This window comes from Petrocella atlantisensis (assembly GCF_900538275.1).
GTDB lineage: Bacteria > Bacillota > Clostridia > Lachnospirales > Vallitaleaceae > Petrocella > Petrocella atlantisensis.
In genome coordinates this window covers 93,947-106,827 of record NZ_LR130778.1, presented here as the reverse complement: position 1 = coordinate 106,827, position 12,881 = coordinate 93,947, and the positions used below count along the sequence as shown (strand labels likewise).

At 38.5% G+C, this 12,881-nt stretch carries 17 protein-coding genes and 1 pseudogene; all 18 read right to left on the bottom strand.

The genetic code is table 11. From position 1 onward, the window contains the following. Positions 1–7: 7 nt before the first annotated feature. The 18 genes and pseudogenes from PATL70BA_RS00585 to hisB all read right to left on the bottom strand — a co-directional run bounded on the left by PATL70BA_RS00585 (position 8) and on the right by hisB (position 12,877). On the bottom strand, positions 8–619 hold the full coding sequence (locus PATL70BA_RS00585) for a Maf family protein (RefSeq protein ID WP_125135542.1): 612 nt from the start codon (positions 617–619) through the stop codon (positions 8–10). Continuing rightward, the gene (locus tag PATL70BA_RS00580) at positions 619–888 is read right to left on the bottom strand and encodes a DUF4321 domain-containing protein (protein ID WP_125135541.1); all 270 of its coding nucleotides are present in this window, start codon (positions 886–888) and stop codon (positions 619–621) included. The genes PATL70BA_RS00585 and PATL70BA_RS00580 overlap by 1 nt, the downstream gene beginning before the upstream one ends. 198 nt (positions 889–1,086) lie before the next feature. Then, on the bottom strand, positions 1,087–1,887 hold the full coding sequence (locus tag PATL70BA_RS00575) for an RnfABCDGE type electron transport complex subunit B (RefSeq protein ID WP_125135540.1): 801 nt from the start codon (positions 1,885–1,887) through the stop codon (positions 1,087–1,089). Positions 1,888–1,902: 15 nt separating this feature from the next. Further along, positions 1,903–2,481: an electron transport complex subunit RsxA gene (rsxA, locus tag PATL70BA_RS00570; RefSeq protein WP_330510124.1), complete on the bottom strand. Its 579-nt coding sequence runs from the start codon at positions 2,479–2,481 to the stop codon at positions 1,903–1,905. Between the two features lie 6 nt (positions 2,482–2,487). Continuing rightward, the gene (gene rsxE, locus PATL70BA_RS00565) at positions 2,488–3,093 is read right to left on the bottom strand and encodes an electron transport complex subunit RsxE (protein WP_125135539.1); all 606 of its coding nucleotides are present in this window, start codon (positions 3,091–3,093) and stop codon (positions 2,488–2,490) included. After that, positions 3,094–3,681 (bottom strand): RnfABCDGE type electron transport complex subunit G, encoded by a 588-nt coding sequence (locus tag PATL70BA_RS00560; RefSeq protein ID WP_125135538.1) that lies wholly within the window; start codon positions 3,679–3,681, stop codon positions 3,094–3,096. Then, positions 3,681–4,616 carry an RnfABCDGE type electron transport complex subunit D gene (locus PATL70BA_RS00555; RefSeq protein ID WP_125135537.1) on the bottom strand — a complete coding sequence of 312 codons (936 nt, stop codon included), beginning with the start codon at positions 4,614–4,616 and terminating at the stop codon, positions 3,681–3,683. Before PATL70BA_RS00555 ends, PATL70BA_RS00560 begins: the two co-directional genes overlap by 1 nt. 9 nt (positions 4,617–4,625) lie before the next feature. Further along, positions 4,626–5,948, bottom strand: a complete 1,323-nt coding sequence (rsxC, locus tag PATL70BA_RS00550; RefSeq protein WP_125135536.1) for an electron transport complex subunit RsxC — start codon at positions 5,946–5,948, stop codon at positions 4,626–4,628. Between the two features lie 347 nt (positions 5,949–6,295). Beyond that, positions 6,296–6,838 (bottom strand): ATP-binding protein, encoded by a 543-nt coding sequence (locus tag PATL70BA_RS00545; RefSeq protein ID WP_125135535.1) that lies wholly within the window; start codon positions 6,836–6,838, stop codon positions 6,296–6,298. Between the two features lie 11 nt (positions 6,839–6,849). Further along, complete coding sequence (locus tag PATL70BA_RS00540; RefSeq protein ID WP_125135534.1) at positions 6,850–7,185, bottom strand: DRTGG domain-containing protein; 336 nt, start codon at positions 7,183–7,185, stop codon at positions 6,850–6,852. Continuing rightward, positions 7,185–8,501, bottom strand: a complete 1,317-nt coding sequence (locus tag PATL70BA_RS00535) for a [Fe-Fe] hydrogenase large subunit C-terminal domain-containing protein (protein WP_125135533.1) — start codon at positions 8,499–8,501, stop codon at positions 7,185–7,187. The genes PATL70BA_RS00540 and PATL70BA_RS00535 overlap by 1 nt, the downstream gene beginning before the upstream one ends. Positions 8,502–8,562: 61 nt before the next feature. Further along, positions 8,563–8,988, bottom strand: a complete 426-nt coding sequence (locus tag PATL70BA_RS00530) for an ATP-binding protein (protein WP_125135532.1) — start codon at positions 8,986–8,988, stop codon at positions 8,563–8,565. Then, positions 8,972–9,340: a DRTGG domain-containing protein gene (locus PATL70BA_RS00525; RefSeq protein WP_125135531.1), complete on the bottom strand. Its 369-nt coding sequence runs from the start codon at positions 9,338–9,340 to the stop codon at positions 8,972–8,974. The genes PATL70BA_RS00530 and PATL70BA_RS00525 overlap by 17 nt, the downstream gene beginning before the upstream one ends. Positions 9,341–9,489: 149 nt before the next feature. Next, positions 9,490–10,131: pseudogene (gene hisIE, locus PATL70BA_RS00520) on the bottom strand (bifunctional phosphoribosyl-AMP cyclohydrolase/phosphoribosyl-ATP diphosphatase HisIE); the annotation flags it as partial. Further along, positions 10,132–10,893 (bottom strand): imidazole glycerol phosphate synthase subunit HisF, encoded by a 762-nt coding sequence (gene hisF, locus PATL70BA_RS00515; RefSeq protein WP_125135529.1) that lies wholly within the window; start codon positions 10,891–10,893, stop codon positions 10,132–10,134. Between the two features lie 4 nt (positions 10,894–10,897). Next, positions 10,898–11,620, bottom strand: a complete 723-nt coding sequence (hisA, locus tag PATL70BA_RS00510) for a 1-(5-phosphoribosyl)-5-[(5-phosphoribosylamino)methylideneamino]imidazole-4-carboxamide isomerase (RefSeq protein ID WP_125135528.1) — start codon at positions 11,618–11,620, stop codon at positions 10,898–10,900. A 50-nt stretch (positions 11,621–11,670) separates the two neighbouring features. Continuing rightward, complete coding sequence (gene hisH, locus PATL70BA_RS00505; RefSeq protein WP_330510121.1) at positions 11,671–12,273, bottom strand: imidazole glycerol phosphate synthase subunit HisH; 603 nt, start codon at positions 12,271–12,273, stop codon at positions 11,671–11,673. Positions 12,274–12,283: 10 nt separating this feature from the next. Continuing rightward, entirely contained in the window at positions 12,284–12,877 is a 594-nt protein-coding gene (gene hisB / locus PATL70BA_RS00500) for an imidazoleglycerol-phosphate dehydratase HisB (RefSeq protein ID WP_125135527.1), read from the bottom strand. Between the last annotated feature and the right edge of the window lie 4 nt (positions 12,878–12,881).

Here is a 12,881-nt window from a genome sequence, read left to right as displayed (position 1 = left end):
TTACAACCTATTGCATATTACTAGTCTTAATTAGATCAAAATAATTCAAGTTCAAAGATTTAAAGCCTTCCATCAATGTTTGAATGGACAACCCAACAACTGTACTGTATTCTCCATCAATGCGACTCACCAAGGTGGCGCCAATACCTTGAATACCGTAGGCACCCGCTTTATCCATAGGCTCTCCTGTTGCGACATAGTCATCTATCCATGCATCTGTAAGCGGATTCATGATGACATTGGTCATAGCTACCTGGGTAAATACTTCATGACCCGGTTGGTGTATTAACGTCATACCCGTCAATACTTGGTGTGTTCTGCCACTAATCACGGACAACATAGCTTTAGCTTCGTCGGTTGTTTTGGGCTGTGTAAGAATCTGATTGTCAATGACCACAATTGTATCTGACCCAATAATTAAACCTTGATCTAGATTTTTTGCCACGGCATATGCTTTTTCATAAGAAAGTCTATGGACAAGTGCATGGGGCTTTTCATTGGGTTTATGAGACTCGTCTATCTCGGGCTTAATAATCCGTGGATATAATTTTAAATTGTTAAGGATTTCTTTGCGTCTGGGTGATCCTGACGCCAAAATAATTTCTATTGTTTTCATCATTACAACTTTCTATAAACAAACAGTGATAAAGCTACGCCCAAGATACTGGACACGGTGATTCGAATTAATATCTTAAATGTCAATTCTATGACCTTTAGATCTATTTCTAGTGGGTTTCCAACCATTCCAAATTTATAACCAAAATCTAGCCATTTTAAATAGGGTACACCTTGTGCCAAACTACCGATAAAACCACCAAGAACGATACCGGTTAATACAAGTAAGAACAAAGTCCAACCGTTTTTTGTGCCTTTTCTTTGATATGCCATATTAATCCCCTTTACTTGTTTTATAACAAAATACATGCCTATAAACAAACATATAGCCAGCATATTAAGATGCCGTTTATGTCAACGCAGTTCTATTCTATCATAGGCATATTTATTTGTATAGTTTTTCAGGGTATTGATTAAAAAAACAGACTGCCTCATAGTTTCATGAGCCAGTCTATCATTAAGTCTAATCTTTTATGCGTGTAAAGTTATTGCATTAGTTGGACATACTTCAATACATGCGCCACATTGAACACATTTGTCATAATCTATTTTTGCTAAGCCATTCGTAAATGTAAAGGCATCATATTCGCATGCTTTTGAACACTTTCGACAACCAATACAACCGACACTACATGCTTTCATTGTATCTTTACCTTTTTCCTGCGAGTTACAATTAACACGGACTCTTGATGCCAAAGGCATAATTTCTATAATATCTTTTGGACAAGCAGCTACGCACAGTCCACATGAAGTACATTTGTCTTCGTCAACAACAGCGAGTCCATTAACAACATGTATAGCATCAAACATACATGCCTTAACACAACTACCTAAGCCTAGGCATCCATAAGTACAAGCTTTTGAACCACCACCTTGAACCTGACTTGCATCGATGCAATCGGCCACACCCATGTAGACATATTTTTCCTTAGCTTTGTCACAATCCCCAAAGCACTTAACAAAAGCTGTCGTAGGATCAAGATTACTTACTTCTACACACATTATTTTAGCCACTGCATCTGCACAAGCTTGTCCACCAACAGGACATCCATTGGTTTTAGCATCACCTTCGACAACAGCCTTAGCGAAGGCATCGCATCCAGCATAGCCACAAGCACCACAGTTAGCGCTTGGTAATGCTTCTCTAACCTCTGCTACGAGAGGGTTGACGTGAACGGCAAATTTTTTGGCAGCATACCCAAGTCCTAATCCAAAGATTAACCCAAGGCCGCCAATGCTTAGAGCCGATAAAACGATATTTGTAAAATCCATCCTAATACCTCCATCTTATTTGATCAATCCGGTAAATCCAAGGAAAGCAATCGCCATAAGTCCGGCTGTAATGAGTACGATTGGGTATCCTTTAAAAGATTTTGGAATTGGATTGTATTCGATACGTTCCCTAATACCTGCCATTAAAACGATAGCCAGTGTAAAACCAAGAGCGGTACCTAAACCACTCACGATGCTTTTAAACAGTGAATATTCATTTTGCATATTAATAACTGCAATACCAAGTACAGCACAATTGGTTGTAATAAGTGGTAGAAAAACTCCCAATGCTTGATATAATGAAGGACTTGTTTTTTGTATGATCATCTCAACCAACTGTACAAGGGATGCGATAACCAGTATAAAAGCTATGGTATACAAAAACTCAATTTTAAACGTTTTTAATATAAATTCATAAACAATATATGACATAATGGATGCCAAAGTCATAACAAATGTAACGGCAAGACCCATACCTAGTGCGGTCTCCACTTTTTTAGAAACACCTAAAAAGGGACAAACACCTAAGAACCTTGAAAGTACGATGTTGTTAACCAAGATGGCACCGATAAAAAATAATAATAAATCCATCATTACCTCCTAATTTCTATTGGCTGCTTTTGCCAAAACATAATTAAATGCTGCCAGTAATATACCAAGAACTAAGAATGCGCCAGGAGCTAATATCATAATAGATATAGGAACATAACCGGATGGCATAATGTTCATACCAAAAAGTGTACCTGCACCAAGTATTTCTCTTACCGCACCGATTGCGCCTAGAGCCAATGTAAAACCAAGACCCATACCCAGACCATCGATTACGGATATAAATGGTTTATTCTTAGAAGCAAAGCCCTCTGCACGTCCCAAAATAACACAGTTAACAACAATTAGTGGTATAAATATACCAAGTGAAGCATAAAGTGCAGGCACAAAACCTTGAAGCATAAAGTCAACTATAGTTACAAATGAAGCTATTACGACAATAAAAGCAGGTATTCTCACTTTTGAAGGAATAATATTTCTAAGAAGAGAAATAACCAGGTTGGCCATAATAAGTACAGTGGTGGTTGCAAGTCCCATACCGATACCATTCTCAGCTGAAGTGGTTACAGCTAAAGTAGGACACATACCAAGTACTTGAATGAAAACAGGGTTTTCATCTAAAATGCCGGATTTAAATCTTTTAATAGCACTTTTCATCTATTTCACCCCCGCCATATTATCAGTATAGTATTGAGTTGCAACATTAACTGCATTTGTAACGGATGCAGATGTTATGGTAGCGCCACTTATGGAAGCTATTTCACCAGGATTACCTGTTGCTGCACCTTTTATTACCGCTAATGGCGCTGTAGGTTGACCTTCAAATTCAGATTTAAAGGGTTGTTCCGTAATCTTGGCCCCCAAACCAGGCGTTTCATTATGCTTAATGACATCAATACCAAGTATTTGATCATCGATACCTATACCGACCATTAAAGCAATATCACCACCATAGCCTTCTGTTGCCGTCATCTCAAAGGCATAACCGACGACAGCGCCATCTTTGGTTGCTTCATATAGATTTTGAATACCTTGCTCTTTTGCTTCTTCTTCAAGATCAACTAAAACAAAATCGGAAGCTCCAATTACTACTGCTTTTAAAGCATTATTCTTTAGCTTCTCTTGCTGAATACGAATCGGTTCTTTGGTGACTTCATAGGTTAGTCCTAGTAAAGTCCCTGCTATAACAGTAATCATAAATAATATCATTGCATTTTTAATGATGTTATCCGTTTGCTTTGCCATTATTTTGCCACCTCCCCAAAAGATTTTGGAACTGTGTATTTATCAATGAGTGGTACGAAAAGGTTCATAATTAAGATTGCAAAGGACACACCTTCTGGATACCCACCAAAAAGTCGAATTAAAGCAGTCAGAATACCACATCCTAGACCCATAATGATTTGACCTTTTGGCGTCGTTGGTGAAGATGAATAGTCTGTTGCCATAAAGAAAGCGCCAATCATTAAACCGCCTGAAAATATATGATACCCTAGATAAGTTAAATCAAAGCCTTCTCCACCGAACAGCAGAACCATAAGCGCCGTTGTTACAATATAAATAATCGGTATCCGCCATGAAATTACTTTTCTAACCATTAGATATAAACCACCGATAATGAGGGCTAGCGCAGAAGTCTCACCTAGTGAACCTGGTATCGTACCTATGAATGTATCTAGTAGTGAAGGCATCATCTGCCCGCCTTCTTTGATGATCCCAAGTGGTGTTGCTGCACTAACACCGTCAACAATACCCCATGTGGTCATAAGACCAGTAAATGAAATTAACAAGAAAGCTCTTGCTGCTAAAGCAGGATTCATAAAATTCTGTCCAAGGCCACCAAAAAGTTGTTTGACAATGATGATCGCAAAAAAACTACCCATTACCGAAACCCACCAAGGAATAGAACTTGGCAAGTTAAGTGCCAGTAACAGACCGGTTACGGCAGCTGATAGATCCATTGCTGTGTTTCTTTGTTTCATTAATTTTGTATAACCCCATTCCGCAAAGACACTCGAGAGGATACAAATAAAGATTGTACTTAAGGCACCGACACCAAAATAATATATGGCAAATAAGGCAGCGGGTGTCAAAGCAATCAATACATCTAACATTGTTTTTTGTATCGAATCTTTTGATTTAATATGCGGTGATGAAGAAACAATATACATATCTGACATATGGGCCTCCTAAGATTTTCTTCTATTGGTGAGAATATTTTTCTTGGTCGTTCTAAAGGATTGGAGTAAATGTCTTTTGGAAGGACATACATAGGAACACGCACCACATTCCATACAATCCATGCCTTTATAAGCCTCAAACTCCTCTTCAACCTGTGCCAATGCAAATTTGTTTAATTCAAAAGGCATAAGTCCCATTGGACATGCGATTACGCATTTGCCGCATCGCATACAATTGCTTTCGTCTTCTGTTGCTATGGCTTTCTTGGTTAAACATAATATGGAAGAAGAACCTTTAATAATAGGTACATCCATTGAATACATGGCAAAACCCATCATAGGTCCACCGGATATGATCTTTGCAGGTTCTTCAACAAATCCACCAGCAGCCTCGATCAGTTCTTTATAACTTGTGCCAAGTCTGACTTTGAAGTTTTGTGGTTCTTTTATAGCATCACCTGTAACAGTAACAATTCTTCTGGTTAGAGGACGACCACGATCAACCGCTCTGTGAATGGCAACGATGGTGTCAACATTTTGTACAATACATCCTACCTCAAAAGGTAGTTTACCTGGAGGTACTTCTCTTTTCGTTGCTGCATAAATCAGTTGTTTCTCTGCACCCTGTGGGTACTTAGTATGAAGTGTAATAACTTCAATACGTGGTTCATTCTTAGCAGCTTCCGTTACTTTTTTTATGGCATCCGGTTTATTTGATTCTATACCTATAATACCTTTAGCCTCTTTAAACATGCTTAGCAATACTTTGAGGCCGGCAATCAAACGGTCTGTTTCTTCTAACATAATACGATGATCGGATGTTAGATAAGGCTCACATTCAGCACCGTTTAAAATGATGAAATCAATTTTCTTATCTGGTGGTGGTGCAAGTTTGATGTGGGTTGGGAAAGTCGCACCACCCATACCAACAATGCCGGCATTCTTAATAATCGCTAAAATCTCTTCATTGGTCATGTTCGTATAATCATGAGATTGATTTAAGCTTGGATGATCTTCATAGAGATGGTCATTTTCGATAATAATACCTTTACACTTGAATCCATTAGGGTGTCCCACTTCTTCTATGGACTTGACAGTCCCTGAAACACTACTAAAAATCGGTGAAGAAACAAAAGCTTCTGAATCGGCGATTTTTTGACCTAATAGTACACGATCACCCTTTTTGACGATAGGCTCACATGGTGCCCCAATATGTTGTGCCATTGGAAAAACGAGATCTCCAATAGGTTTCAATATTTTTATGGGTTTTTGATTCGTTGATTCTTTGTGGTCCGGTGGATGAATTCCACGCTTGAAAGTAAATGCTGCCATAGGCAACCTCCATTCTGTTTTTATTTGCAACGTTTTGATTTACAAACTAAAACTGCCCTAGACTTATTATTAACTTGAGTTTTAAACCTATATATTCAATGCGTCAGGCTTCAGTACATATAATAATACAAAATGACCGTTCCCACAACGATTGATACATAGTTGACAATGTTACGAATCATGTTTAATTTCTCAAAGTCTCATTATACATGACTTTACAGTGTATTATGTATACACACTGTATTTATAAAAAACAAATATAGGCAATTATCAATCCATCATTGTCTTAACTTTACCATCGGATTGTACCTTAATTTTGTTTATTTTTATGATTGTCTTAACAAAGTTTACTGTCTGAGTGCATCAATAGACTCGGATAAGTATTCCCTTAGCCATTGTATAACATTAATTGAAGTTAAGGGCACATCTTCTAACTCATCTTGTAGAGCTTTTGTACTGATTTCAAAACTGTTTTCATTATAATAATGTCGATAACAAATATCGATGTTCTCATTGGAAGTCATTAGCCCTATCATCGTATTTACGATGTCACCCATCGGTGGACGGTCGATGTGATCATATACCATCATTGATTTTAGCGTTGTTCCACGACCAACCAAGGATGTGATTTCTAGAAAACCGTCACATAGACGACAGTTTTCATCTAAGAGCGGGATGCCCAGCCCGACTTTACGAAGGGTACGGGATGTGGTAAAAGGGTCCTTGATTGTTCTTAGAATATCATCCGGGATGCCTTTTCCATTGTCTTCAATATCAAATCGAAACGCGTTATTGATGATGTCTTCATGAACTGTAATGAAGATTTGACTTGCCCCTGCTCGAACACTATTGGTTGCGATATCGAGTATATGCATGGATAGTTCTTTCATAAAATGATCACCTATTCTAAACCATTTTTTGATAATAACGAAGCAGCTTCAAAAGAAGATAAGTGGGTCGTCATGATGACGATTTCTTCTTCATTTGCTTTTTTAATGGCGTCCTCATCCACTTTAAAGCCTTCTGAAACAATAATACAACCAACATTGATGAGCGTACCAACAGCTATGATGTTAATATGCCCTTGAATGGTAATCCAAGCACATTGTTCTTTGGCTTTGCCCATAACGACACTGAGCAAGTCACCAACAAAACCGGATAGAACTTCATTGTTTTCATAGGATGATTGAGTAACTACGGTTGCATTTAGTATTTCTTGAACATCGTTTATGGTCATTATTCTCTCCTATTCTGGTCAATGGATGGTGGTAACATACCACTCAGTGCCATCATTTCACCCGCCATGGTTCTCACCTTTTCTCTAAGCATGAAAATACAGTCTTCAATAATGGCATCACCTCTTACAACATCTTCTGCAAAGGCTTTACAAGTCGGTGCACCACATGAACCACAATCAATTCGAGGCAGAGTCTTGTGCAAATCATCAATCTGTTCCATTTTATTTAGGGCAACCATCATATTGTCATCTAATTTTCTGACATGTGTCACTTCAAGGGCAAAATCCCATTTGAGACGTATTTTGGGACTAATAATATTAAGTTCCCTTGTTTTACCATGTTGCTTAACATATTTTTTGATTTTTCCCATTCGGTTCGTACTCACAAATGAATTCTCAACCGTTAAAGGTCCACCTAGACATCCATTTACACAAGCCAAACATTCAATGAAATCCACATCTAATTTATTGTTTTCGACTCTTTCTAAAATGGTGATGACATTTTCTATACCATCAACAGCAACAAGGTTATATACTTTTGAAGCAAGACCTTCTCCACCACTCGCTGCCCATCCTATACCATTGGCTGTGCTCATCTGAAGAATCTCAATATCTTCCGGTTGTAACTTATTTATAACCGGTATTAACTCAAGGTATATGTCTTTCATGGATATGACACCATCGACATCGGATGTTTTAATTGTCTGTGGCTGCCTGCTATTGGTAACCTTTGCAGCACATGGTGTTATAAAGAAAATCCCAATATCCTTACTCTTAAGACCCTGATCCATTAAATATTGTCTAGCGTATCGGGCAATGGCTTCTTTGGGTGAAATAATGGGCATAACATTATCAATTAATGAAGGAAAACGCATTTGGATTAACTTGACGATGGCCGGGCAGGCTGAAGAAATTACCGGACGGTTGATTTTACCTTCTTCCAGTAGCTTTTGGCTATATGCTGTAACGACTTCTGCAGCCTTTGCTACTTCAAAAACTTCATCAAACCCAATTTTCTTGAGTGCTGTAAGCACAATATTAGGGTCTCTAAGCTTTTTGAATTGTGTGTATAAGGTTGGTGCTGGGATGGCTACTTTATATTTAAACTTATTGATTTTATCCAAGGAATCTGTGAGTGCTCGTTTTGCATGACTTTTACAGACACGGATGCACATACCGCAATCAATACATAAATCATCAGTGATCTCTGCTTTTGAATGCCTTACACGTATGGCTTCTGTCGGACAACGCTTGATACAATCCGTACAACCTATGCAACGATTTTTATCAAGGGTTACTGAATGGTAATTTCCCATATCATGATGCCTCCTACTAGAACTCTTTATGACCTGACTTTACCAATGACTCAAATTTTACTTACTGTTGTTCAGGATAGAGCTTTACTGTGATTTCAACAGTTGTTCCTTTTCCGGGTTCAGATTCAATCTGAAGAATATCGGCATATCTTTTCATATTGGCAAGTCCCATACCGGCACCAAATCCCATTTCTCTAGCCAATCTTGATGCCGTGGAATAGCCGGCTTTCATAGCCAGCTCAATATTTTCGATACCTGGACCTTCATCTTTTAGAACAACATGTACATGATCCGGCATAATCTCAGCATCTATAACACCGCCGTGGGCGTGTATCACCATATTGATTTCTGCTTCATACATGGCAACAGATATCTTTCTGATAATCTCCGGTTGTATTGCAAGTTGTTTTAAAACCTTTTTAACCTTACTGGAAGCCACACCCGCAGAAATGAACTCACCACCTTCAACATCAAAATGTAAGTTCATTATGGGCAATCTCCTCTCCTATAAGGCCATTCTTAAACAAAAGACCTGAAGCGGTAAATAATGAGTGCTTGGTCGTCATTATCACTATGTCACGACGATTGGCCATCTCAATTAAATCCGACCCAGGTTCTTTACCTCTTACTATTACTATTGCTTTTATATCTAACATTTCGGCTGTTCTTATGACTTGCGGATGTACCAAGCCCGTTAACAAAACGATGTTATTTTGTACATAAGCTAAAACATCACTCATTAAATCACAGCCATAACCAAAATCAACCACCTGATTCATATCACCCTTGCCTGCAATGACCTGTGCGTCTAGTATCTCTTTAATTTGAGTAAGTAGCATTCAATTACCTCCATCGTTATCATTTTAACAATCATTATCATTTAATAAAGAATGCTTTGTCCATTCCTTATACTATTGTATAACCAATGGACAAAATAGTCAAGAATATTATATGATTTATACAAGAAAAGGAGGTTTCTAGAAAAGTCTTATCGCCTTTTATCTAATTCCTTATAGATATCTTCCCAGTTAGCACCTTTTTCCACCATAAGTACCGTTAAATGGTATAACAGGTCTGAGATTTCATAAACCATTTCTTCTTTACCTTCATTTTTTGCGCCAATGATAATTTCGGCCGTTTCTTCTCCGACTTTTTTTAAGATTTTATCAATCCCTTTATCAAAAAGATAATTGGTATAAGAGCCCTCTTTAGGATTGACTTTTCGGTCCATGACGACATCATAGACACCACTCAAGACATCTTTTTGCTTATAAGTATCTACTTCTATATAATTGCCTTCGGTAGCATCCAAATATCTATAGAAGCAAGAATAAGCGCCTGTATGGCATGCGTTACCTTCTTGGTGTACTTTTAGAAGCAATGTATCTTGATCACAATCGAGTGCAATCTCTTTGACTGTTTGATAATGACCGGAGGTTTCTCCTTTGATCCACAAGGACTTGCGGCTACGACTATAGAAAGTGGCTTTTCCGGTTTCCACCGTTTTTTTATAAGCTTCTTCATTCATGTATGCCATCATAAGCACTTGGCTTGACATATAATCTTGCACGATCACAGGTAGTAGACCGTCTTCCCCAAGTTTAAAATCATTAAAATTCATAATATTCTCCTATCTTCTTACAGGTATATTTAAGTCATGTAAATAGTTTTTTAGATCAACAATTTCCATTTCCTTGAAGTGAAATAAGGATGCAGCCAGCGCTGCATCGGCTTGACCTTCTGTTAGAACTTCTGAAAAATGTGCCATAGTACCGGCTCCTCCAGATGCTATGACAGGAATGCCAACGGCTTCACTAACTGCTTTGGTCAATTGTACATCAAAACCGGCTTTTGTGCCATCACAATCCATACTGGTTAAGAGTATTTCTCCTGCACCTAAGGCTTCGGCTTGCTTTGCCCATGCTATAGCATCTATATGTTTATTGATTCTACCACCATTAATATAGACATCCCATGATTTACGATCTTCGTTCCATTTGGCATCCATGGCAAGGACCACACATTGACTTCCGTATTTTAAAGCAGCTTCTTTAATAAGTTCAGGACGATTAACAGCAGCCGAATTAACCGCAACTTTATCCGCGCCGGCAAGTAACATGGTTCTAAAATCTTCAACCGTTCGGATGCCACCCCCCACAGTCAATGGAATAAATATCTCACGTGCCGTTTTCTTGACCACATCCACAATAGTATCTCTACCTTCATGTGAGGCCGTGATATCTAAAAATACAATTTCATCGGCCATACTTTTGTTATAAGCTTTGGCAACTTCTACGGGATCTCCGGCATCTATAATGTTTATAAACTGAACACCTTTAACAACTCTGCCTTTATCAACATCTAAACAAGGAATGATTCTTTTGGACAACATAAGGTCACCTACTTTCAAATCGTTGGATGGCTGTTTTTAGATCAATGGCCTTTGTATAGAGGGCTTTACCGATAATCACGCCTTCAGCTTTTATCTCAGATACTTTCTGAATGTCTTCATAACAAGACACACCACCGGAAGCGATGATATCCATACCTGTTTCTTTAATCAACTGCCCTGTCTGTTCAATATTCGGACCTAACATCATACCGTCCTTGGCAATATCGGTGTAGATGATGGTGCTTACACCCATTGCTTTGACCTTTAAACATAAATCAAGGGCTGACATATCGCTTACTTGTTCCCACCCATGAATGGCTACCATTCCGTCTTTTGCATCAATACCAACGACGATGGCTTCTTGACCGAATTTTTTCACCGCTGCTATAACAAGATCAGGATTCTTAATTGCAACAGTGCCTAGAATCACTCTACTAATCCCTACGGACAAACGTTCTTCTATATCTTTGAGTGACCGGATACCGCCACCTGTTTGAACAGGTATTTTAACACTTTTTACGATATCAGATATGGTCGCTTTGTTTTTCCACGTGCCATCTTGCGCACCATCTAAATCTACAACATGAATATAACTGGCACCTGCATCTTCCCATTGTTTAGCGACTTGGACGGGGTCCTTATCATATACCGTTTCTTTTTTATAGTCGCCTTGCACAAGACGTACTGCCTGACCGTTAATAATATCTATTGCTGGATATAACCTCATAATTGTCCTCTTTCTCAGGTTAAAATGTGTATCAACGTAACCTAACTTCTTTATAGTAAAGCAAAATTCTCTAAGATCTTCAAACCGACGTCACCGCTTTTTTCAGGATGAAACTGTAAACCATATATATTGCCTTGTTGTGCAGCAATCTGAATATCTTTACCATAGTAGGTTGTAGCAGAAACAACATCTTCATCCGTTTCCAAATGGTAGGAGTGAACAAAATACACATAGGCTTCCTCCGGTAACCCCATAAATAATGGTGCTTTCTTAAGTATATGGAGTGCATTCCATCCCATATGAGGTATTTTGAGATTTTGAACATCCAGTTTAACAACTTTACCTTTAATAAGACCAAGTCCGGCGTGACTGCCAAATTCTGTGCTGGTATCAAAAAGCAATTGCATGCCAAGGCATATACCAAGAACCGGTTTCCCTTCAGCTTTCATATCCATAAGCAATTGGTCTAGCCCTTTTTCTCTAAGACGTTCAATGGCGTCTTTAAAAGCGCCTACACCTGGTAAAATAAGCTTATCGGCATTTTTCAATACTTCATTGTCAGAAGAAGTGAAGTGTTCTACTCCGATATATTTAAGAGCATTGCTCACACTTTGTAGGTTACCCATGCCGTAATCAATAATACCTATAATCATGATAACCCCCCTATTCCAACATACCTTTGGTTGACCTGGTTCCTATGATACGTTCATCAAAAAGAGTGGCTTGATCAAGGGCATTGCCAAAAGCCTTAAAAATACCTTCGACAATATGATGATTGTTAGAACCATCCAGTAATTTGATATGTAAATTCATACCTGCATGAACAGCAACAGCCATAAAAAACTCTTTAACCATTTCCACATCCATATCTCCAAGTCGAAGCGCTGTTAGAGCCACATCGAAGTTCAAGTATGGCCTGCCGGATAAATCCAGTGCACACAAGACTAAGGTCTCGTCCATGGGTAAGATGCATGACCCATAGCGTTTGATACCGATTTTATCACCGACGGCTTCCCGGATACATTTGCCTAGTACAATGCCAATGTCTTCTATGGAATGATGACAATCTACTTCCAAATCACCATCACAGGTCACCTCAAGGTCGAAGAAACCATGTTTGGCAATATGGGTGAGCATATGATCGAAAAAACCAATACCAGTCTTCAAAGTTGATTGACCGGATCCGTCAATATTAAGCTTCATGTCAATGTTTGTTTCATTTGTCTTTCGGTTTATAGTGCATACACGATTTGCCATAGGT